18 protein-coding genes are annotated in these 21,587 nt (G+C 71.6%); 16 read left to right on the forward strand and 2 right to left on the reverse strand.

The annotated features are described in order from the left end of the window. Nucleotides 1–115: 115 nt before the first annotated feature. The gene (locus ACPT94_RS21470; RefSeq protein ID WP_360340188.1) at nt 116–925 is read right to left on the reverse strand and encodes an NAD-dependent epimerase/dehydratase family protein; all 810 of its coding nucleotides are present in this window, start codon (nt 923–925) and stop codon (nt 116–118) included. A gap of 251 nt (nt 926–1,176) precedes the next feature. Here ACPT94_RS21470 and ACPT94_RS21475 point away from each other — a divergent pair, with 251 nt between their 5' ends. Continuing rightward, entirely contained in the window at nt 1,177–2,118 is a 942-nt protein-coding gene (locus ACPT94_RS21475) for a 5-dehydro-4-deoxyglucarate dehydratase (protein ID WP_360340185.1), read from the forward strand. 67 nt (nt 2,119–2,185) lie between these two features. Then, nucleotides 2,186–3,358, forward strand: coding sequence for a hypothetical protein (locus ACPT94_RS21480; RefSeq protein WP_360340182.1), 1,173 nt, complete (start codon nt 2,186–2,188; stop codon nt 3,356–3,358). Here the strand turns inward: ACPT94_RS21480 and ACPT94_RS21485 are convergent. Next, nucleotides 3,295–4,527, reverse strand: coding sequence for an MFS transporter (locus tag ACPT94_RS21485; protein ID WP_425246569.1), 1,233 nt, complete (start codon nt 4,525–4,527; stop codon nt 3,295–3,297). The genes ACPT94_RS21480 and ACPT94_RS21485 overlap by 64 nt on opposite strands. Before the next feature lie 304 nt (nt 4,528–4,831). Here ACPT94_RS21485 and ACPT94_RS21490 point away from each other — a divergent pair, with 304 nt between their 5' ends. The 14 genes from ACPT94_RS21490 (at nt 4,832) to ACPT94_RS21555 (ending at nt 21,530) form a co-directional block, all read left to right on the forward strand. Next, nucleotides 4,832–5,470, forward strand: a complete 639-nt coding sequence (locus ACPT94_RS21490) for a TIGR03086 family metal-binding protein (RefSeq protein WP_425246570.1) — start codon at nt 4,832–4,834, stop codon at nt 5,468–5,470. Between the two features lie 682 nt (nt 5,471–6,152). Continuing rightward, complete coding sequence (locus ACPT94_RS21495; RefSeq protein WP_360340173.1) at nt 6,153–6,905, forward strand: MBL fold metallo-hydrolase; 753 nt, start codon at nt 6,153–6,155, stop codon at nt 6,903–6,905. Nucleotides 6,906–7,063: 158 nt separating this feature from the next. Further along, complete coding sequence (locus ACPT94_RS21500) at nt 7,064–7,732, forward strand: GntR family transcriptional regulator (RefSeq protein WP_360340170.1); 669 nt, start codon at nt 7,064–7,066, stop codon at nt 7,730–7,732. After that, nucleotides 7,729–8,640 carry a dihydrodipicolinate synthase family protein gene (locus ACPT94_RS21505; RefSeq protein ID WP_360340167.1) on the forward strand — a complete coding sequence of 304 codons (912 nt, stop codon included), beginning with the start codon at nt 7,729–7,731 and terminating at the stop codon, nt 8,638–8,640. The genes ACPT94_RS21500 and ACPT94_RS21505 overlap by 4 nt, the downstream gene beginning before the upstream one ends. After that, nucleotides 8,637–10,379 (forward strand): L-arabinonate dehydratase, encoded by a 1,743-nt coding sequence (gene araD / locus ACPT94_RS21510; protein ID WP_360340164.1) that lies wholly within the window; start codon nt 8,637–8,639, stop codon nt 10,377–10,379. Before ACPT94_RS21505 ends, araD begins: the two co-directional genes overlap by 4 nt. 142 nt (nt 10,380–10,521) lie before the next feature. Next, on the forward strand, nt 10,522–11,457 hold the full coding sequence (locus ACPT94_RS21515; protein WP_360340161.1) for a carbohydrate ABC transporter permease: 936 nt from the start codon (nt 10,522–10,524) through the stop codon (nt 11,455–11,457). Next, nucleotides 11,454–12,353 (forward strand): carbohydrate ABC transporter permease, encoded by a 900-nt coding sequence (locus ACPT94_RS21520; RefSeq protein WP_360340158.1) that lies wholly within the window; start codon nt 11,454–11,456, stop codon nt 12,351–12,353. The genes ACPT94_RS21515 and ACPT94_RS21520 overlap by 4 nt, the downstream gene beginning before the upstream one ends. Beyond that, nucleotides 12,350–13,639: a pectate lyase family protein gene (locus tag ACPT94_RS21525; protein WP_360340155.1), complete on the forward strand. Its 1,290-nt coding sequence runs from the start codon at nt 12,350–12,352 to the stop codon at nt 13,637–13,639. The genes ACPT94_RS21520 and ACPT94_RS21525 overlap by 4 nt, the downstream gene beginning before the upstream one ends. Beyond that, complete coding sequence (locus ACPT94_RS21530) at nt 13,636–14,790, forward strand: Gfo/Idh/MocA family protein (RefSeq protein WP_360340152.1); 1,155 nt, start codon at nt 13,636–13,638, stop codon at nt 14,788–14,790. Before ACPT94_RS21525 ends, ACPT94_RS21530 begins: the two co-directional genes overlap by 4 nt. Continuing rightward, nucleotides 14,790–15,638: a DUF6807 domain-containing protein gene (locus ACPT94_RS21535; RefSeq protein WP_360340149.1), complete on the forward strand. Its 849-nt coding sequence runs from the start codon at nt 14,790–14,792 to the stop codon at nt 15,636–15,638. Before ACPT94_RS21530 ends, ACPT94_RS21535 begins: the two co-directional genes overlap by 1 nt. Beyond that, a complete protein-coding gene (locus ACPT94_RS21540) occupies nt 15,635–17,155 on the forward strand; it encodes a glycoside hydrolase family 43 protein (RefSeq protein WP_425246571.1) in 1,521 nt (506 codons plus the stop codon). Before ACPT94_RS21535 ends, ACPT94_RS21540 begins: the two co-directional genes overlap by 4 nt. Nucleotides 17,156–17,188: 33 nt before the next feature. After that, nucleotides 17,189–19,177 carry a pectinesterase family protein gene (locus ACPT94_RS21545; protein ID WP_425246572.1) on the forward strand — a complete coding sequence of 663 codons (1,989 nt, stop codon included), beginning with the start codon at nt 17,189–17,191 and terminating at the stop codon, nt 19,175–19,177. A 54-nt stretch (nt 19,178–19,231) separates the two neighbouring features. Then, a complete protein-coding gene (locus tag ACPT94_RS21550) occupies nt 19,232–20,575 on the forward strand; it encodes an ABC transporter substrate-binding protein (protein ID WP_360340140.1) in 1,344 nt (447 codons plus the stop codon). Nucleotides 20,576–20,735: 160 nt separating this feature from the next. Continuing rightward, nucleotides 20,736–21,530 (forward strand): rhamnogalacturonan acetylesterase, encoded by a 795-nt coding sequence (locus tag ACPT94_RS21555; protein ID WP_360340137.1) that lies wholly within the window; start codon nt 20,736–20,738, stop codon nt 21,528–21,530. Nucleotides 21,531–21,587 lie beyond the last annotated feature (57 nt).

Here is a 21,587-nt window from a genome sequence, read left to right on the forward strand (position 1 = left end):
GGGGGGGGGGGGGGGGGGGGGGGGGCGGGGGGGGGGCCGGGTGGGGGGGGGGGGGGGGGCGGGTGGGGCCCCCCCCCCCCGCCGCGAACGATGGTTTTGCGCCGCGGGCGCCCGGTCAGTACGGCCAGATCGGCGGGTCGCTCACGAAGTGGCCGCCCAGGTAGGCGTGCGCGATGTTCTCCGGGTCCAGCTCGCCCTGCTCGGCGATCAGCTTCTCGGCGTACGGCTCGGAGTCGTCCTGGGGCTCGTAGCCGAGCGCCCGCGCTGTGCTGAGGTCCCACCACAGGCGGGTGTTGGCGGAGGAGCCGTAGACGACGGTGTGGCCGACGTTCTCGGCGGTCAGGGCCGCGTGGAAGAGGCGGGCGCCGTCGGCCGGGCTCATCCACACCGAGAGCATGCGGACGCCGGTCGGCTCCGGGAAGCAGGAGCCGATGCGCACGGACACCGTCTCCAGGCCGTACTTGTCCCAGTAGAACTGGGCCAGGTCCTCGCCGAAGGACTTGGACAGACCGTAGAAGGTGTCCGGGCGGCGCGGGGTGTCGACGGGGATCAGGGGGTCGTCGCCCTGGGGGCGCGGGGTGAAGCCGACCGCGTGGTTGGAGGAGGCGAACACGATCCGGCCGACGCCCTCCTCGCGGGCGGCCTCGTACACGTTGTACGTCCCCTCGATGTTCGCCTTGAGGATCTTCTCGAAGGGGGCTTCCAGGGAGATGCCCGCGAGGTGGATGATCGCGTCGACGCCTCGCACGGCCTCCCGGAGGGCGTCCCTGTCGGCGAGATCCGCGGTGATCGCGTCCGGCTCGCCCTCGATCGGGCGCAGGTCGAGCAGGCGCAGCTCGTAGCCGTGGGCGGGGAGCAGGTCGCGCATCAGGGTGCCGAGGCCACCGGCGGCGCCGGTGAGCAGGACGGTGCGCGGAGCGGGCATCCTCGGGTCTCCTTGGATCGGCGGTGCGGCGGATGGGTGGCCCGATGGCCGCATGCATGGATCTTATTCACATTCATGGACACGCTAGGGATCTCCCGCGTGCTCCGTCAAGTGTCGCGCGGAGCTGGCAAGTCCACCCCCGTCTGCTGGTTTGTGCGCTTGACCGCGCCTTGGAGGGCTCCATAGGGTGAGAGCGTTCACACATGTGGACATCAGTCAGAAGAACGCACGCGTCGTCCTAGGGAGAGCCCGTGACGCCAGCCCCGCTCGCCGCACGCCTGCGCGTCCCCAGCGGACCGCTGTTCTTCCCCGTCACCGCCTTCGGCCCCGACGGCTCCGTCGACCTCGACGCCTACCGGGCGCACGTCCGCCGCGGGGTCGAGGCGGGGGCTGCCGCCGTCTTCGCGTGCTGCGGCACGGGCGAGTTCCACGCGCTCGCACCGGAGGAGTTCGAGGCGTGCGTGCGGGCGGCCGTCACGGAGACCGACGGGCGCGTGCCGGTCGTCGCGGGCGCCGGCTACGGGACCGCGCTCGCCGTGCGCTACGCGCGCCTCGCGCACGCGGCCGGCGCGGACGGGCTGCTCGCCATGCCGCCGTACCTCGTCGTCGCCGGACAGGAGGGGCTGCTGCGCCACTACCGGGAGGTGGCGGCCGCGACCCCGCTCCCGGTGATCGTCTACCAGCGCGACAACGCCGTCTTCACCCCCGGGACCGTCGTCGAGCTCGCCCGCACCGAGGGGATCATCGGCCTCAAGGACGGACTCGGCGACCTCGACCTGATGCAGCGGATCGTCAGCGCCGTCCGCACCGAGCTCCCCGGCGACTTCCTCTACTTCAACGGCCTGCCGACCGCCGAACAGACCCAGCTCGCCTACCACGGCATCGGCGTCACCCTCTACTCGTCGGCCGTCTTCTGCTTCGCCCCCGAGATCGCCCTCGCCTTCCACCGGGCGCTCACCACCGGCGACGAGGCCACCGCGCACCGCTTGCTGGACGGCTTCTACCGCCCGTTCGTCGAACTTCGAGCCCAGGGCCGCGGCTACGCCGTCTCCCTCGTCAAGGCCGGCGTACGACTGCGCGGACTCGACGTGGGGGAGGTACGGCCCCCGCTGCACGAGCCGGGCGAGGATCATGTCAAGCAGCTCGCTCAGCTGATCGAGCGCGGCTACGCGCTCCTCGACGAGGACAAGTGAGGGCGGAGGATCAAGTGAAGGCGGAGGATCAAGTGAAGGCGGAGGATCAAGTGAAGGCGGAGGACAAGTGAAGGCGTCGACTTTCGTCTACCCCTGGGACGTCAACGGCGACCCGCAGGCCCCGGGCCGCATCGCCGCGCTCGGTGTGCGGCAGGTGACGCTCGCCGCCGCCTACCACTCCACCCGCGCCCTCACACCCCGCCACCCGCGCCACCGCATCGTCACCGCCGAACACGCGGCCGTGCTGTACCCCACGGACCCGGCGGACGGCCGCTGGGCCGGCCGCGCCCTGCACCCCTACCCGGCCGGTGACTGGGCCCCCGGCGACGCCTACGGCGAGGCCGCCGCCGCGCTCGCCGAGGCCGGCCTGGAGGTGCACACCTGGGTGGTCCTCGCGCACAACTCCCGCATGGGCGCCGAGCATCCGGACACCTCGGTCGTCAACGCCTACGGCGACCGCTACCCCTGGGCCCCGTGCATCGCGCAGCCCGCCACGCGCGCGTACCTCGTCGACCTGGCCGCCGAGGCCGCCGTACGGCCCGGCGCGGCCGGCACCGAGCTGGAGTCCCTCGGCTGGTACGGCCTCCAGCATCTGCACGCCCACGACAAGACCGGCGGGGTCGGCCTCGGGGACGCCGGGCAGTACCTGATGGCGCTCTGCTTCTGCCCGGCCTGCCGCGACGGCTACGGCGCACACGGCCTGGACGCCGACGAACTGGCGGCGGCCGTACGCACCGCGCTGGAGCCGTTGTGGCAGGGGGCGCCCGACGACGGGGGCTGGGCGGGCGTCGAGAAGCTGCTCGGAGAGGAGACGGCGAGAGCCACGCGCGCGTGGCGCGACGAAACCGCCCGCACGCTCCAGGAGGCGGCGGTCACGGCCGTCCGAGCGGCCGCACCGCGGGGCTTCCAGATCCTGCTGCACGCCGACCCGGTCACGTACCACGTCGGCGCCAACGCCGGCGTCGACCCCGCGCACATCCTGTCCGTCGCGGACGGCGTGGTCGTGCCCTGCGCGGGCGGCCCCGCCCTGCTCACGCCCTTCGCCGAGCTGGGCGGGACGGGCGCGGTCATCGCCGCCAACCTCGGCATCGTCTCCGGCATGGGCGGCAGCCCGGGAACGCTCGCGGCGGACGCGGCACGCGCGCGTGAGTTCGGGGCCACGGAGATCCGGCTCTATCACGCCGGACTGGCGTCGGACGGCGACCTGGCGGCGGTGCGGGAGGCGCTCGCGGTGCTCTGAGCCAGGACGGCGGTCGTCGCGAGGAGCGCCAGCCCGAACAGGACCAGCAGCAGCCGGTGGTCGACGAGTTCGACCAGCGCGGCCCCCACGGCCAGCCCGATCACGTTCGGCGTGAAGACCAGGGTGTTGGCGGTGGCGGTCACGCGACCGAGGAGCGGCCCCGGCGTCTCGCGCTGCACGGCGGTGAACGCGGCGATCAGCACACACGGCAGCCCCAGCCCGATCGCCGCGCTGCCCGCCAGCGCCACCGGGTCGGACGGGACCGCCCGCGCGGCCACCGCGACGGCCAGCAGGGCGATGCCGCCCGCCGCGAACCGGCGCTCGCCGAGCCGCCGCAGCGCGGGCCCGGAGACCAGCCCGACCGCCACCGAGCCGACGCCCTGCACGGCGTACAGCACGCCGGTGTAGGCGGGGGCGTGCCCGAGGCCGTCCACGACGGCGTAGGTCGTCGTGGCGTTCAGCCCGCTCAGGAGCATCGTCGCGCCGCCCGCCAGCACGAGCGGGCGCAGCCCGGGATGCGCCCACAGATGGCGGGCCCCCTCGGCGGCCTGCTCCCACCAGCCGCCGGTGGGCCGCCGCGGCCGCTCCTCGTCGACGCGGACGAGCCCCCACAGCCCCGCGGCCACCACGAACGTGACCGCGTCCAGAAAGGCGACCGCCGCCCCTCCGAACGCCGCGTAGAGGGCCGCGCCCGTCAGCGGGGCCACCAGCTTCGTGCCCTCGACGGCGGTCGTCCGCAGCCCGTTGAAGTCGCCGAGGAGGTCCGCATCGACGACGGACGTGAGCAGGGCCGACTCGGCGGGATCGTGGACGACGACGGTGGCCCCGTACACGAGCAGGACGGCGAACAGGAGCCAGAGGTCGCCCCTGGAGCCGACGGCGAAGAGGCTGAGGAGCAGTCCGCCGAGGCCGAGGTTCGTCCAGATCAGCAGGGGCCTGCGGCGCACACGGTCGGCGATCGTGCCGAGCGCCGGGGCGGCCAGTGTCGGCGCCCAGACGGCCAGCAGGCACAGCGCGGCCAGCCCGTTCGACCCGGTCAGGTCCTTGACCCACACCCCGGCGGCCAGCCCCAGCGCGGACGTGCCGAACGCGGACACCACCAGGCCCACGAGATACAGCCCCGCGTTACGGTCCCGCAGCACGCGCCTCACGGTCCAGTTCTTCGTCATGCCTGGTCATCGTGGTGCTAAGGCGGGGACGCGGGCATCGGTCACGTGCCCTAGGCACGGAGGGCGGCCCGGCGGGAATCCGTCGGAAGCCATCGGCAACGCCCCTGCGGCGCGTACGGCAACGGCCATGGCGGCAACGCCATGAGCTCCGTCGTTCCCATGAGCTACGTGGTTCCCGTCCAGGACGCCACACGGCGTCCGGCCCAGGTGGTGTGCGCCAGCCGGCCTCCTGGCGGGTGGCGGCCGGGGTGCGACGAGTTTCCGGGGCGCGATGAGTTTCGGGGCCGCGGCCGGTCCACCCCGTATGACCGATACGACCGACACCACCATCACCACTTTCGACCTCGGACCGCAGGCCCGGATTCTGGCGGGCCTCGCCGAGGGAGTGCGGGACGAGCAACTCGCGGACAGGACGCCCTGCCCGCGATACGCCGTGCGCCACCTGCTCGGGCATCTGACGGGACTCGCCGTCGCCTTCCGTGACGCCGGGCGCAAGGACCTGGGTGCCACGACCGACACCAGCCCGGACAGCGCCTTGCCGGACCTCGGGCCCGGCTGGCGCGAGAAGCTGCCCGGGGTGCTCGACGAGCTCGCCGACGCCTGGCGGGACCCCGACGCCTGGACCGGTATGACCCGCGCGGGCGGCGTGGACCTGCCCGGCGCGGTCGCAGGCGCCGTCGCCGCCGACGAGCTGGTCATCCACGGCTGGGACCTGGCGCGGGCCACCGGCCAGGAGTACGTCCCCGACCCGGCGGCGCTACGGGCCTCGTACGAGTTCCTGCGGGCGGCCGCCGAGGAATCCGACTCCGGCGGCGGGATCTTCGGCCCCGTCGTCCCCGTCCCGGAGGACGCCCCGCTGCTCGACCGGGCCGTCGGGCTGAGCGGACGTGATCCGGGATGGCGGCCCGGACAGGAGACCGGAGGGAGCGACCACTCCGGGTGACCGGGGTCCTGCCCGGGCTTCGGAAGCGCGCGGCCGGGCGCCGCAGCGCCGAAGCGCCGAAGCGCCGAAGCGCCGAAGCGCCGAAGCGCCGAAGCGCCCGACGTGGCCCGGGGCGGCTGCCGTGCGGGAGGCGATGGGCCGGTGCGAGAGCGGCGTGCGGGAGTCGACCGGCGGCCGGTAGGGCACCCGGCGTGGACCGGCGGGCCTGCGCCGGGCGTGAACGGGCGGGCTTGCGCCGGGCGTGAACCGGCAGACCCGCCCCGGCGTGGACCGGCGGGCCTGCGCTGGCGTGAACCGGCGAACCCGCCCCGGCGTGAACCGGCGGGCCTGCGCCGGGCGTGAACGGGCGGGCTTGCGCCGGGCGTGAATCGGCAGACCCGCCCCGGCGTGAACCGGCGGGCCTGCGCCGGGCGTGAATCGGCAGACCCGCCCCGGCGTGAACGGGCGGGCTGCGCGGGCGTGAACCGGCAGACCCGCCCCGGCGTGGACCCGCGCGCCTGCCCGCAGCGGGAGCCGCCTCGCAGGCCGCTTGCCCCGGCGTGGACCGGCAGGGCATGCCCCCGCAGCCCGAGCCGCACGCGCGCGTGCACCCCGCCGGACGCCGTAGACGCTCCTACCACTCGGCCGTAGACGCACGGAAACCACAGGCACCCCCGGCCCGTCGAAACGTACGCTCCCCACCATGCCCCTCAGCCTCACCGTCCTCGGTACCGCCTCCCCGCACCCGGGTCCGGGTCGCCCCTGTTCCGGGTACCTGTTGCGCGGCGGGGGCGCGGAGGTGTGGGTGGACGCGGGGACGGGGACGTTCGCGGAATTGCAGCGGCACACGGACCCGCGGCGGCTCACGGCCATCTGGGTCTCCCATCTGCACGCCGACCACAGCGCCGACCTGCTCGCCGCCGTCTACGCGCTGGCCTACGGCGGCCTCACCCCGCCGGCCCCGATCCCGGTGTACGCGCCGACCGACTGCGCCCGCCGCCTGGCCGGGTTCCTCGGGCGGCCGGACGTACGGTTCCTCAGCGGCGTCCTGGACTTCCGGCCGCTGTACGACGGCCACACCGTCCGGCACTGGAACCTCCGCCTCACCTCGCGCGCGGTCACGCACGACACGGAGGCGTACGGGCTGCGCGCGGAGTGCCAGGGCAGCGTCCTCGCGTACTCCGGGGACAGCGGGCCGTGCGACGCGCTCACCGAACTCGCCTCCGGCGCCGACCTGTTCCTGTGCGAGGCGGACATCGACCGGCATCGCGAAGGCGAACAGGTGCACCTGACTCCGGAGGACGCCGGCGACGCCGCCCGCAAGGCAGGCGTGCGCGAGCTGGCCGTCACCCATGTCGGACCCACGCTGACCAGGGAGTCCGCGACCGCGCGCGCCGCCGCCGTGTTCGGCGGACCCACCAGCACCGCGGTCGAGGGCGCCACCGTCTCGCTCTGACTCTCTTTCAGCGCAGCGCCAACTTCCTTTGCCAGAAGCATTGACGAAACACAGAGGTACTCCTACCTTCAACGCGTCGTACTTCGTACGTCATATATGAGACGCGATACGCGAGATCAGATACGCGACATGAGCTACGCGACATCCGAGAGGCGCGCATGACCTCTGTGCCCACGCCGATCCCGTCCCGCACGCAGTACGTGCTGGAGGAGATCAAACGCCGCATCCTCACCGGGCAGTTGACGCCGGGACAGGCGCTGGTCGAGACCGAGCTGGCCGCGCAGTTCGGGGTGTCCAAGACCCCGGTGCGCGAGGCGCTCAAGACGCTCGCCGGCACCGGGCTGGTCGTCATGAGCCAGTACAAGGGCGTCACGGTGCGCATGGTGGACGCGGACATGGCGCGCGAGGTCTACGACGTACGGCTGCTGCTGGAGCCCGAGGCGCTCAAGCGGGCCGTGCGGCGCGGGGCCTCCCTGGACGCCGCCCGCGCGGCGCTGACCCGGGCCGACGAGGCGACCGACACCGCCGAACGGTCGCTGGCCAACCGGGAGTTCCACCGCGCCCTCTACCTGCCGTGCGGCAACCCGCTGCTCGGCCGGATGCTCGACGAGGTCCGCGACCAGGCCGCCCTGGTCTCCGCCGTCGCCTGGGCGGCCTCGCCCTCCTGGGAACGGGAGGCCGGCGAGCACCGCGAGATCCTGCGGCTCGCCCTGGCGGGCGACGCCGACGGTGCAGCAAGCGCTCTCTACGCCCATATCGCGTCGTTCGTGCGGCGGGCGTTCCCCGAGGCGGGGGACGAGGCCCCGGGACAGGAAGGTCAGGAATGAGCAGCGTGGCGTTCGAGACCCAGCGTGCGGCCCTGGCCGATGTCGTGGCCATCCCGGTGACCCCGTTCGCCGAGGACGGCTCCGTCGACCAGGACGCCCACCGGGCCCTGCTGCGCCGTCTGCTCGACGGTGGGATCACCACCCTCACGCCCAACGGCAACACCGGCGAGTTCTACGCCCTCACGCCGGAGGAGCGGCGGCTCGTGACGGAGCTGACGGTCGATGAGGCGGGGGATCGTTCAACGATCCTCGTGGGGGTCGGTCATGACGTCCCCACCGCCGTCGCCTCCGCCCGCCACGCCCGTGAGCTGGGCGCCCAGATGGTGATGGTCCACCAGCCCGTCCACCCCTACGTCTCGCAGAGCGGCTGGGTCGACTACCACCGGGCCGTCGCCGAGTCCGTGCCCGAGCTGGGCGTCGTCCCGTACATCCGCAACACGCAGCTCGCCGGCGTCCGCCTCGCCGAACTCGCCGACGCCTGTCCGAACGTGATCGGCGTGAAGTACGCCGTCCCGGACGCCGCCCGCTTCGCCGCCTTCGCCCGCGACGCCGGGCTGGAACGGTTCGTCTGGGTCGCCGGCCTCGCCGAACCGTACGCCCCCTCCTACTTCTCCGCGGGCGCCACCGGCTTCACCTCCGGCCTGGTGAACGTCGCCCCGGCCGTTTCGCTGAACATGATCGAAGCGCTTCGATCCGGCGACTACCCGGCCGCCATGAAGGTCTGGGAGCAGATCCGCCGCTTCGAGGAGCTGCGCGCCGCCAACGGCTCCGCCAACAACGTCACCGTCGTCAAGGAGGCCCTCGCCTCCCTCGGACTGTGCCGCCGCGAGGTCCGCCCGCCGAGCCGGCCGCTGCCCGAGGACGAGCGCGCGGAGGTCGCCGCCATCGCCGCCGGGTGGTCCATATGACCGACACGCACCAGCAGCGCAAGCGCCCCGAAGAGCTCAGAAGCCACCAGTGGTACGGCACCGAGGGCCTGCGCTCCTTCAGCCACCGCGCCCGCACCCGCCAGCTCGGCTACCTTCCCGAGGAGCACCTCGGCAAGCCCGTCGTCGCGATCCTCAACACCTGGTCGGACATCAACCCCTGCCACGTCCACCTGCGTGACCGCGCCCAGGCGGTGAAGCGCGGGGTGTGGCAGGCGGGCGGCTTCCCGCTGGAGTTCCCGGTCTCCACCCTGAGCGAGACCTTCCAGAAGCCGACCCCCATGCTCTACCGCAACATGCTCGCGATGGAGACCGAGGAGCTGCTGCGCTCCTATCCGGTCGACGGGGCCGTGCTCATGGGCGGCTGCGACAAGACCACGCCCGCCCTCCTCATGGGAGCGGCCTCCGTGGACCTGCCGACCGTCTTCGTGCCCGCCGGTCCCATGCTGCCCGGCCACTGGCGCAACGAGGTCCTCGGCTCCGGCACCGACATGTGGAAGTACTGGGACGACAAGCGGGCCGGCCTCATCGGCGACTGCGAGATGGCCGAGCTGGAGAACGGCCTCGCCCGTTCGCCCGGCCACTGCATGACGATGGGGACGGCGTCCACGCTGACCGCCGCGGCCGAGGTGCTGGGGGTGACGGTGCCGGGAGCGTCGAGCATTCCCGCCGTGGACTCCGGGCACGACCGGATGGCTGCCGCGGCCGGCATGAGGATCGTTGAACAAGTCCACAAGGGGCGGACCCTCTCGGAGATCCTCACCCGTGACGCCTTCGAGGACGCGGTGACGACCGTCCTCGGCCTCGGCGGCTCCACCAACGCCGTCATCCACCTGATCGCCATGGCGGGCCGTGCCGGCGTCAAGCTCACCCTCGACGACTTCGACCGCATCGCCCGCACGGTCCCCGTCCTCGCCAACGTCCGCCCCGGCGGCCAGAAGTACCTCATGGAGGACTTCCACTTCGCCGGCGGCCTGCCCGGATTCCTCTCCCGGATCCCGGACCTGCTCCACCTGGACCGGCCGACGGTCTCCCACGACACGCTGCGCGAGCAGATCGCCGGCGCGCAGGTGCACAACGACGACGTCATCCGGCCCCGGGACAACCCGGTCGCGAGCGAGGGCGGGGTGGCCGTGCTGCGCGGCAACCTCTGCCCGGACGGCGCCGTCATCAAGCACATCGCGGCCGAGCCGCACCTGCTCAAGCACACCGGCCCCGCGGTCGTCTTCGACGACTACAGAACAATGCAGCGGACCATCAACGACCCGGCGCTGAACATCACCGCCGACAGCGTGCTCGTCCTGCGCAACGCCGGCCCCAAGGGCGGCCCGGGCATGCCCGAGTACGGCATGCTCCCCATCCCCGACCACCTGCTCAAGCAGGGCGTGCGGGACATGGTCCGGATCTCCGACGCCCGGATGAGCGGCACGAGCTACGGCGCGTGCGTGCTGCACGTGGCGCCCGAGTCGTACGTCGGCGGGCCGCTCGCCCTGGTGCGCACGGGGGACTCGATCACCCTCGACGTCGAGGCCCGCTCCCTTCGACTCAACGTGGACGACGAGGAGTTGGAGCGCCGGAGGGCGGAGTGGACGCCGCCGCCCACCCGGTACGAGCGCGGCTACGGCGCGCTCTACAACGAACAGATCACCCAGGCCGACACGGGCTGCGACTTCGAGTTCCTGGCCCGCCCGGGCAAGGTGCAGGACCCGTACGCCGGCTGAGCCGAAGCAGCACGACCGCGCAGACCCCTGCCCGGGGAGAAAGCGCTTCCTGCGAGAACGCACGACGCACGCACGAGAACGCACGACGCACGCACGACGCACGCACGCACGCACGCACGACGTACCAGAACGGAGAACAGTCATGGCCCAAGCCGCAGCCGTGGCGAAACCGCCCGCGCCACCCCGGCGGCGCCGTGCCTCCGCCACGCCGCGCAGGCTGCCGTACCTGCTGATCGCACCGGCGGCCCTGCTCATGCTGGGCTTCATCGCCTACCCGGTGATCAGTGTCTTCTACTACAGCCTGCAGAACTACAACCCCACCAAGCCGTGGCGGAACGGCTACGCGGGCTTCGACAACTTCGTCCACGCCTTCACCGACGACCCGGTCTTCTGGGACACGCTGACCTTCAGCGCCAAGTGGGTCTTCGTCGAGGTCGGGCTGCAGCTGATGTTCGGTCTGGCACTGGCGCTCATCGTCAACCAGACCTTCGTGGGCCGGGCGCTGGGACGCGCCCTGGTCTTCTCCCCGTGGGCCGTCTCCGGCGTGCTGACCTCCGCGATCTGGGTGCTGCTCTACAACTCCCAGACGGGCATCACCCGTTACCTCGCCGACATGGGCATCGGCACCTACGGCACCAGCTGGCTGTCGGACACCTCCACGGTGTTCCCGGCGGCGATCGTCGCCGACCTGTGGCGCGGTGTCCCCTTCTTCGCGATCCTCATCCTCGCCGACCTCCAGTCCGTCTCGAAGGACCTGTACGAGGCCGCCGAGGTCGACGGGGCCAGCCGCTTCAAGCAGTTCTGGCACATCACACTGCCCCACCTGAAGGACGCGATCATCCTCTCCACGCTGCTGCGCGCGGTGTGGGAGTTCAACAACGTCGACCTGCTCTACACCCTGACCGGCGGTGGCCCGGCGGGCGAGACCACGACCCTCCCGCTCTACATCGCCAACACCTCCGTCGACGCCCACAACTTCGGCTACGCGTCCGCCCTGACCACGGTCGCGTTCGTGATCCTGCTCTTCTGCTCGATGGTCTATCTGCGGCTGAGCAAGTTCGGAAGTGAGGCCAAGTGATCACCAAGGAGGCCACCGAGGTGGCGCCCACGCCGGTGAGCGCCCCCACCGCGACCGACCCCCGGCCGCGCCGGAAGAACCGCTCCTGGGACGAGGTCCCGCGCTGGCAGATCTATCTGCCCCTGTCGATCTACCTCGTCTTCACCCTGATCCCCTTCTACTGGATCCTGCTCTTCGCGCTGCGCCCGGCGGGCTCGACCTCGCTCGTGCCCTGGCCGATCACCTTCGACCACTTCGAGAAGGTGTGGACGGAGCGGAGCTTCGGCACCTACTTCCAGAACAGCCTGCTCGTCGGCGTCGCCACCCTGGTGATGACGACCTTCGTCGCCCTGGCCGGCGGCTACGCCCTCGCCCGCTTCGACTTCAAGATCAAGCAGGGCTTCATGCTGGCCCTGCTCTGCTCCCAGTTCGTGCCGGGCGCGCTGCTCCTGGTCCCGCTGTTCGAGATCTTCGCCGAGCTGAAGATGATCAACTCACTCGGCAGCGTCATCATCGCGGAGACCGTCTTCCAGCTGCCACTGTCGATGATCCTGATCAGCAACTTCATCAAGAACGTGCCGTACTCGCTGGAAGAGGCCGCCTGGGTCGACGGCTGCAACCGTATGACGGCCTTCCGGATCGTCGTCCTGCCGCTGCTGCGGCCCGGTCTGATCGCCGTCGGCTCCTTCGCCTTCGTCCACTCCTGGAACCACTTCCTGTTCGCCCTGATGTTCCTGAACAACCAGGACAAGCAGACCATCCCCGTCGGCCTCAACACCCTGATGAGCGCGGACAGCGTCGACCTCGGCGCGCTCGCCGCGGGCGGCATCATCGCGGCCGTCCCCGTCGTGATCGTCTTCGCCTTCATCCAGAAGTGGCTGATCACGGGCTTCAGTGCGGGGGCGGTGAAGGGATGAGGGCACGTCACATCGCCGTTGCCGCGGGCATCGTCGGACTCCTGTGCGTCCCCGCCCAGGCCGAGGCCCGCGACATCAGCCGCGACACCCTCGCCCCCGGCGACGGCTGGGCGTCGCAGGGCGCCGGCACCACCGGAGGCGCGGCCGCCGACGACGCCCACGTCTACACGGTCACCGACCGCGCCGGCCTGGTCCGCGCCCTCGACGGCGGCAGCGACACCCCGAAGATCATCAAGATCGCCGGGACCATCGACGCCAACACCGACGACGACGGCGACCACCTGGACTGCGCCGACTACGCCACCGACGGCTACGACCTCAAGAAGTACCTGGCCGCCTACGATCCCCGCACCTGGGGCTCCGCCAAGCCCAGCGGCCCGCAGGAGGAGGCCCGTCAGGCGTCGGCGGCCAGGCAGGCCGAGCGCATCGTGCTGCCCGTCGGCTCCAACACCACCGTCGTCGGGCTGGGCAAGGGCGCCGTCCTCAAGGGCGCCAGCCTCCAGGTCAGGAACGCGGACAACGTCATCCTCCGCAACCTCGACCTGCGCGACGCCTACGACTGCTTCCCCGTCTGGCAGCCCAACACCGGCGGCCTCGGCGACTGGAAGACGGCGTACGACAACATCTGGCTGACCGGCGCCACCCATGTCTGGGTCGACCACGTCACCGCCTCCGACAAGGGCCACCCGGACGCGGCCGAACCCGCCCACTTCGCCCGCAACTACCTCCGCCACGACGGCCTGCTGGACATCACCAACGGGTCCGACCTGGTCACCGTCTCCTGGAGCCGGTTCGCCGACCACGACAAGGCGATCCTCATCGGCAACGGGGACACGGCCACCGGCGACCGGGGCAGGCTGCGGGTCACCCTGCACCACAACACCTTCGAGTCGGTCGTCCAGCGCGCGCCCCGCGTCCGCTTCGGGCAGGTCCACCTCTACAACAACCGGTACGAGATCCCCGACGAGGGCGACTACCGGTACTCCCTCGGAGTGTCGACCGAGTCGGCGATCCACGCGGAGAACAACGCCTTCCACGCGCCCGGCCACGTCGAGGTCGCCGACCTGGTCAAGAGCTGGAACGGCACCGCCCTCCACCAGACCGGCACCCTCTTCAACGGCTTTCCGGTCGACCTGCTCGCCATTCACAACGCCTACAACAGCGGCAGCGAGCGTGATCTCACGGCGGACGTCGGCTGGACGCCTACCCTGCACACAAAGATCGACAGCGCCGAGGCGGCCGACCGAGAGGTGGCGCGCGGCGCGGGCGCAGGGAGGATCCCATGACCGTACCCATCGTCCTCGCGGGCGCACGCGGCCACGGCCGCTGGCACCTGGACAACATCCGCCGGCTCCAGGACAAGGGCATCGTCCACCTGGCGGGCATCTGCGAGCTGACCCCGCTCACCCCGGACGAGATCCCGGAGGGCCTGGGCGCGCCCGAGCAGTCCGCCGACCTCGGCGCGCTGCTCGATGCCACCGGCGCCCGGATCGCCGTCATCTGCACCCCGATCCCCACCCACACCGACCTCGCCCTGATCGCGGCCCGCAGGGGCGTGCACCTGCTGCTGGAGAAGCCGCCGGCGCCGTCGTACGCGGAGTTCCGCCGGATGGCGGACGGGGTCGCCGAGGCGGGCGTGGTCTGTCAGATCGGCTTCCAGTCGCTGGGCTCGCACGCGCTGCCCGCGATCCGCCGGCTGATCGACGACGGGGTGATCGGCGAGGTCGCCGGGGTCGGCGGGGCCGGTGCCTGGGCGCGCGCGGAGGCGTACTACCGCCGGGCGCCCTGGGCCGGGAAGCGGCGGCTGCACGGGGTCGACGTGATCGACGGAGCCCTCACCAACCCGCTCGCGCACGCCGTCGCCACCGCCCTCGCGCTGGCCGGCGCCACCCGCGCCGACGACGTGAGCGGCATCGAGACCGAGCTGGCGCACGCCAACGCGATCGAGTCCGACGACACCTCCTGTGTCCGTGTCACGACTGTCGCGGGCCTGCCGGTGACCGTCGCCGCGACCCTGTGCGCCGAGGACCCGGACGACCCGTACGTCCTGATCCACGGCAGCCGCGGCCGGATCACCTTCTGGTACAAGCAGGACCGCGTCCTGCTCCAGCGCGCCGACCACGGTCCCGAGGAGTTCGAGTACGGCCGTACCGACCTGCTGGAGAACCTCGTCGACCACCTCACCGACGGGGCCGAGCTGCTCGTCCCGCCGGCCGCGACCGAGGCGTTCATGCGGGTCGTCGAGGCGATCCGGGTCGCCCCCGACCCGGTCACGCTCCCCGAGGACGCCTGGCACCTGCTGCCCGACGAGAACCGCCGGGTCGTCCCCGGCGTCGACGGGCTGGTCGCGGCCGCCGCCGACACCCTCGCCCTCTTCTCCGAACTGGGCGCCCCCTGGGCGTCCCCGACCGCGCATCCGAAAGAGGTGAGCACCTGATGACGGCACCCGACTCACCGGTCGTCCTGCGCGTCGCGGGCCGCCCCGTCGGCCGCTACGTCGCCCGGCCCGAGCTGCCCGCACGGCTGTCCCCGCGCCCCTATCTGCACCCCGTCACCACCCTGGCCGGCACGGCGGTCACCGAGCTGAGCCCCGCCGACCACACACACCACCTCGGCGTCGGTGTCGCCGTTCCCGACGTCGAGGGGTTCAACTTCTGGGGCGGGCGCACCTTCGTCCGCGACCAGGGCCCGACCGAGCTCGACAACCACGGCGCCCAGCGGCACGTCGGGTTCCAGCTGCGCGACCCCGACGGCTTCGTGGAGGAGCTGCGCTGGGTCGCCGCCGGAGCCGAGCTGCTGCGTGAGCGCCGTACGGTCGCGGCCACCGAACTCACCGACACGGCCTGGGCGCTGGACTTCACCTTCTCCCTCACCAACATCACCCCGGACCCGGTGACCATCGGCAGCCCCGCCACCAACGGACGCCCCGGCGCGGCCTACGGCGGCTTCTTCTGGCGAGCCCGCAAGGAGGCCACCGCCCCCGACGTCTTCACCGCCGGCACCGAGGGCGAGGCCGCCGTCCACGGCGAACGCGCCGACTGGCTCGCCCTGGCCGGCGCGGGGTGGACGCTGGTCTTCGCGGGCGCCACCGACGCCACCCGCCGCGACCCCTGGTTCGTCCGCACCGCCGAGTACCCGGGCGTCGGATCCTCCCTGGCGTCGGGGGAACGGCTGGCGATCGCGCCCGGCGACACCGCCGTCCGCCGCGTCGTCACCGTGGTCGCCGACGGCCGCCTGGGCCGCGACGAGGCGGCATCCCTCGTACGGAAGGCGGTCAGCCAGTGACCCACGAGACCTCCGAGACCTACGAGAACCCCGTCCTGAACGCCGACTGGTCCGACCCGGACGTCGTGCGCGTCGGCGACGACTTCTACCTCACCGCCTCCAGTTTCGGCCGGGCTCCCGGCCTGCCGCTGCTGCACTCGCGCGACCTGGTCAACTGGACCCTGGTCGGCCACGCGCTGTCCTTGCTGGAGCCCGCCGGGGAGTTCAGGAAGCCCCGCCACGACTGCGGGGTCTGGGCGCCCTCGCTCCGGCATCACGACGACCGCTTCTGGATCTTCTGGGGCGACCCCGACCAGGGGATCTTCCAGGTCAACGCCCCGGAGATCAGGGGGCCCTGGACCCGCCCGCACCTGGTCAAGGAGGGCAAGGGCCTGATCGACCCCTGCCCCCTGTGGGACGAGGAGACCGGCGAGGCCTACCTGGTCCACGCCTGGGCCAAGTCCCGCTCCGGGGTCAAGAACCGCCTCACCGGCCACCGTATGCACCCCGACGGGACCTCCCTGCTCGACGACGGCAAGCTGATCGTCGACGGCGACCGCATCCCCGGCTGGTTCACCCTGGAGGGCCCCAAGCTCTACCGGCACGACGGCTGGTTCTGGATCCTGGCCCCCGCCGGGGGAGTGGAGACCGGCTGGCAGGGCGCCTTCCGCGCCCGGGACTTCTTCGGCCCCTACGAGGAGAGGATCGTCCTGGAGCAGAAGGACACCGACGTCAACGGCCCCCACCAGGGCGGCTGGGTGCGCACCCCGTCCGGCGAGGACTGGTTCCTGCACTTCCAGCAGCGCGGCGCCTACGGCCGGGTCGTCCATCTCCAGCCGATGCGCTGGGGCAGTGGGGGAGGCTGGCCGGTGATCGGCGACGACGGCGCTCCCGTCGCCGTGCACCGCAGGCCCGCCCTGCCCCCGCAGCCGCCCGCCGCGCCGGCCACCGACGACGACTTCCCCGGCGGACGCTTCGGACGGCAGTGGCAGTGGACGGCCAACCCGCAGGACGGCTGGGCCACCCAGCACTCCGGCGACGGACTGCGCCTGAGCTGCGTCCGCACGGCCGACGCCCACGACCTGCGCAAGCTGCCGAACGTGCTCACCCAACGGCTGCCGGGCACCCCGTCCGCCGTCGAGGTGGAGCTGGAGCTGCACGGCGAGGAACCGGGCGCGCGGGCCGGGCTCGCGGTTCTCGGGGACGCCTTCGGCTGGATCGGGCTGCAACGCGGGGCCGACGGGACGGTCCACCTCGTGCACCGGTTCGCCGAGGCCGTCGCCGAGAAGGAACGGGACGCCGACCATCCCCGGCTCGCGCCCGGCGGGCGCGCCCGTCTGCGCGTCGAGATCGGCGCCGGCGCCCGCTGCCGTTTCGCCTACGACGTCGGCGACGGCTTCCGGTACTCCGGTCCCGTGTTCGCCGCCACCCCGTGGCGCTGGGTCGGCGCCCTGCTCGGCCTGTTCGCCCTCGCGCCGGACGGGCCGGGGCACGCCGGGGCGGCCGCGTTCACCGAATTCCGGATCAGACCTCTCTGACTCATCGCATCTGTACGCCTGTTGGGAGCCGCAATGACGCACTTCCATAGCAAGCGCTTGCCGAGGCCTGGCCTCGTCGGGGCCGCCGTAGCCGGCCTGATCGCCGCGCTGGGGCTCGGCGCGGTCGGCGAGGCGAGAGCCGCCGACGCCGGGACCGAGGCGGCGGCCTCCGCCGACCGCTGGACCGACCGGGCCCACGGCTTCGCCTCCCTGGCCGGCGGCACCACCGGAGGCGCCGGCGGCAAGGTCGTCACGGTCACCGACCAGTCCTCACTGGCCAAGTACGCCGGCGCCGAGGAGCCGTACGTCATCCGGGTCGCCGGGGCGATCGCCGTCGAGCCGTTCGGCGCGGACATCGTGGTGGCCTCGAACAAGACGGTCGTCGGCGTCGGCGACACCGGCGAGATCGTGCACGGGGAACTGCACCTCAACCCCGGCACACACAACGTGATCATCCGCAACCTGACGATCCGCGACTCGGCGATCGAGGGCAACTGGGACTGCAAGGACACCGACTTCGACGGCATCCAGATGGACACCGTCCACCACGTCTGGGTCGACCACAACCGCTTCTCGAACATCTGCGACGGGCAACTGGACGTCCGCAAGGACAGCGAGTACGTCACCGTCTCCTACAACCGGTTCGAGAACAACAACAAGACGTTCGGCCTCGGCTGGACCAGCAACGTCAAGACGCAGATCACCATCGACCACAACCTGTTCGCCCACACCAAGCAGCGCAACCCGTCCGTCGACAACGCCGCCTACGCGCACCTCTACAACAACTACCTGACGGCACAGGTGGATCCGGGCGACCCGGTGTGGACGTACGGCAACTGGTCGCGCGGCCGGACGAAGATGGTCATCGAGAACAGCTACTACCGGGACGTCCAGCACCCCTACCAGGCCGACGCCACCGCGGAGTTGGTGGAGCGCGGGTCCATCCTGAGGAACACGACGGGCCGGCACGACGAGTGGGGCGCCGCCTTCGAACCGCGGGACTTCTACGCGTACCGGCTGGATCCGGCGGCGGCCGTGCCCGCGCTGGTGACGCGGTTCTCCGGGCCGCAGAAGCGGATCGGCGACGCGGTGACGCTGCGCGTCCCGGGCGACTACCCGACCGTGCAGTCCGCCGTGGACGCCGTGCCCGAGGGCAACGCCTCAACGGTCATCGTCGCCGTCGCCCCCGGCACCTACCGCGAGAAGGTGTTCATCCCGGCGACCAAGCCGAACATCGTGTTGCGGGGGACTGGACAGGACCGCTCGGACACCGTCATCGTCTACGACACGCCCGCGGCGTACGGGGGTTCGACGGGGAGCGCCACGGTGCGCATCGCGGCGAACGACGTCACCGCCCGCAACCTCACCTTCAGCAACGACTTCGACGAGGCCGCGCACGAGCTGAACGGCGAGCAGGCGCTGGCCGTGAAGACGACCGGCGACCGGATCGTCTTCGAGGACACCGCCTTCCTGGGCAACCAGGACACCCTGATGACCGACAGCCCCAAGCTGGACGTCATCAGCCGGGTCTACATCCGCGACTCCTACATCGAGGGCGACGTCGACTTCGTCTACGGGCGGGCGACGACCGTCGTCGAGCGCTCCGTGATCCGGGCGCTGAGCCGGGGCTCCGCCACCAACAACGGGTACATCACGGCCGCCTCGACCTGGACGGGCAACCCGTACGGGTTCCTGATCACCCGGTCGAGGATCGTGAGCGACGCGCCCGCCGGGACCTTCCACCTCGGGCGGCCCTGGCACCCGGGCGGCGAACCGGCGGCCGTCGCCCAGGTGCTGATCCGCGACACCGAGCTGCCCGCCGCGGTCAGGTCCGCCCCGTGGACCGACATGAGCGGCTTCTCCTGGCGGGACGCCCGGTTCGCCGAGTACCGGAACTTCGGCCCGGGGGCGGGCGTGACCGCGGACCGGCCGCAGCTGAGCGACGCCGACGCACGGACGCACACCGTCGCGCACTACCTCAAGGGCACGGACGACTGGGCTCCGTACGCCCGCCACCACTGACCCCCCACAACTTCACAGAAACCCTCGTTGGATCCAGAAGAAGAGAGCCGACCAATGAAGATCAGCATCCGTAGAAACAGGCGCGCCGCCACGGCCGTCGCCCTGGGTGCCGTGCTCGCCCTGACCGCCACCGCCTGCGGTGACGACGGGAGCGGCGCCGGCGGCGACAAGGGCGAGGAGGGCAGCGGCAAGGGCAAGATCGTCTTCTGGGACAACAACGGCGGTGTCCGCACCGACATCTGGAAGGAGATCATCGCCGACTTCGAGAAGGCCAACCCGGACATCAAGGTCGAGTACGTCGGCATCGCCTCCACCGAGTACCAGTCCAAGGTCGACACCTCCATCCAGGGCGGCAGCATGCCGGACGTCGGCGGCGTCGGCGCGGCGATGATCGCCGGCTTCTCCGCGCAGGGCGCGCTGGAGCCGCTCGACGACCGGCTCGCCAAGTCCTCCCTGAACGGCAAGCTCAACGAGGACATGGTCAAGGTGCTGAAGGCCTCCGGCGGCCGCGACGACACCCTGTACTCCATCCCGACCTCCGCCAACAACGGTGTCCTGTACTACCGCACCGACCTGTTCAAGGCCGCGGGCCTGGACGAGCCGACGACCTGGGACAAGTTCTACGCCGCGGCGGAGAAGCTCACCGACGCCAAGAAGAACGAGTTCGGCTACACCATCCGCGGTGGCGCCGGCTCCATCGCGCAGGCGCTGGACGCGATGTACGGCCAGAGCGGGATCACCTCGTTCTGGAACGGCGACAAGACCACGGTCAACGACCCGAAGAACGTGGCGGCGCTGGAGAAGTACGTCGGCCTCTACAAGAAGGTCACCCCGGCGGCCGACCTCAACAACGACTTCACGAAGATGGTCGCCCAGTGGGACTCCGGCACCATCGGCATGCTGAACCACAACCTGGGCTCGTACCAGGACCATGTGAAGGCGCTCGGGGTCGACAAGTTCCGCGGCATTCCGCAGCCGACGGGCGCCGACGGCAAGCGGGTTCAGGTGTCCAACCCGGTGGACGGGCTCGGGTTGTTCAAGAGCTCGAAGAACAAGGAGGCCGCCTGGAAGTTCATCGAGTTCGCCACCTCGAAGGCGGAGAACTCGAAGTTCAACGAGTCGGCCGGGCAGGTGCCGGCGAACACCGAGGCCGCGTCGGACGCGTGGATCCAGAAGGCGGAGCCGACGAAGCTGGCGGCGCAGGCGCTGACGGACGGTTCCACGACGATCGTGCAGCTGCCGTACTACCTGCCGGACTGGAACACCATTTCCAAGGCGGACAACGAGCCGAACTTCCAGAAGGTGCTGCTCGGGAAGATGAGTGCGAAGGAATTCCTGGACACGCTTGCCGACCAGCTGAACGAAGCCCAGGCGGAATGGAAGAAGCAGAACGGATAACTCCGTCGGCTCGGCCGTTCGCGGTCGGTCCGGGTCCCTGACGTCGTGGTCGGGCCTCGGACCGGCCGTGGCTGGGCGCGCTCCCGCGGCGGAGCCGCCCATCGACACAGCCCCGCGCCCCTCAGATCAGAAAACCCCTGCTGTTGAAAGGTGCACGTTCGTGTCCCTTACGCGTAGACAGGTCACGTCCGCGGCTCTCGCCGCCCTCCCCCTCGCTGCCGCGGCCCCCGGTGTCGCTCAAGCCGCGCAGCGACCCCGCACCCTCTACATCGCCGGTGATTCCACCGCCGCCCAGAAATTCGCCGATGCCGCGCCCGAGACCGGGTGGGGTATGGCGTTGCCCTTCTTTCTCCGCAGGGATCTGCCCGTCGCCAACCACGCGGTGAACGGGCGGAGTTCCAAGAGCTTTGTGGACGAGGGGCGGCTCGACGTCGTCCTCGCCTCCATCCGGCCGGGTGACTTCCTGCTCGTCCAGTTCGCGCACAACGACGAGAAGACCACCGACCCCACCCGTTACACCGAGCCCTGGACGACGTACCAGGACTATCTGCGGATGTACGTCGACGGGGCGCGGGCGCGTGGGGCGCGGCCCGTGCTGCTGACGCCCGTCGAGCGGCGGAGGTTCGACGCGGCGGGCAACGCGGTGCCGAGTCACGGCGACTATCCGGCGGCGATGCGCGCGCTCGCCGAGGAGGAGGGCGTCGCACTGCTCGACATCCAGGCGCTGTCGCTCGCGCTGTGGCAGCGGCTCGGGGTCGAGGCGACGAAGACGTACTTCAACTGGACCGAGACCGAGCAGGACAACACGCACTTCAATCCGCCGGGCGCGATCGCCGTGGCCCGGCTCGTCGCCGGCGAGCTGCTGCACCGCCGGGTGCTGGCGCCCCGGGACGTGCGCCGGCTCGACGCGGAGATCCCCGAGTCCTGGATCACCTGGCCGCCGGCCACCGCGTAACCACCCCCCTTCTTCGTCGAAAGAGAGTCGCACAGTGAACGTACAGAGATGGCATGG

The sequence above is a fragment of the Streptomyces aurantiaciflavus genome (assembly GCF_049808595.1).
Taxonomy (GTDB): Bacteria; Actinomycetota; Actinomycetes; order Streptomycetales; family Streptomycetaceae; genus Streptomyces.

Bases quoted from the DNA above. Each gene is read 5' to 3' on its own strand.
- ACPT94_RS21495 (WP_360340173.1), top strand. From the start codon at position 6,153: ATGCCCCTCAGCCTCACCGTCCTCGGTACCGCCTCCCCGCACCCGGGT.
- ACPT94_RS21550 (WP_360340140.1), top strand. From the start codon at position 19,232: ATGAAGATCAGCATCCGTAGAAACAGGCGCGCCGCCACGGCCGTCGCC.
- ACPT94_RS21485 (WP_425246569.1), bottom strand. From the start codon at position 4,527: ATGACGAAGAACTGGACCGTGAGGCGCGTGCTGCGGGACCGTAACGCG.
- ACPT94_RS21500 (WP_360340170.1), top strand. From the start codon at position 7,064: ATGACCTCTGTGCCCACGCCGATCCCGTCCCGCACGCAGTACGTGCTG.
- ACPT94_RS21505 (WP_360340167.1), top strand. From the start codon at position 7,729: ATGAGCAGCGTGGCGTTCGAGACCCAGCGTGCGGCCCTGGCCGATGTC.
- ACPT94_RS21470 (WP_360340188.1), bottom strand. From the start codon at position 925: ATGCCCGCTCCGCGCACCGTCCTGCTCACCGGCGCCGCCGGTGGCCTC.
- ACPT94_RS21515 (WP_360340161.1), top strand. From the start codon at position 10,522: ATGGCCCAAGCCGCAGCCGTGGCGAAACCGCCCGCGCCACCCCGGCGG.
- ACPT94_RS21535 (WP_360340149.1), top strand. From the start codon at position 14,790: ATGACGGCACCCGACTCACCGGTCGTCCTGCGCGTCGCGGGCCGCCCC.
- araD (WP_360340164.1), top strand. From the start codon at position 8,637: ATGACCGACACGCACCAGCAGCGCAAGCGCCCCGAAGAGCTCAGAAGC.
- ACPT94_RS21545 (WP_425246572.1), top strand. From the start codon at position 17,189: ATGACGCACTTCCATAGCAAGCGCTTGCCGAGGCCTGGCCTCGTCGGG.
- ACPT94_RS21490 (WP_425246570.1), top strand. From the start codon at position 4,832: ATGACCGATACGACCGACACCACCATCACCACTTTCGACCTCGGACCG.
- ACPT94_RS21530 (WP_360340152.1), top strand. From the start codon at position 13,636: ATGACCGTACCCATCGTCCTCGCGGGCGCACGCGGCCACGGCCGCTGG.
- ACPT94_RS21525 (WP_360340155.1), top strand. From the start codon at position 12,350: ATGAGGGCACGTCACATCGCCGTTGCCGCGGGCATCGTCGGACTCCTG.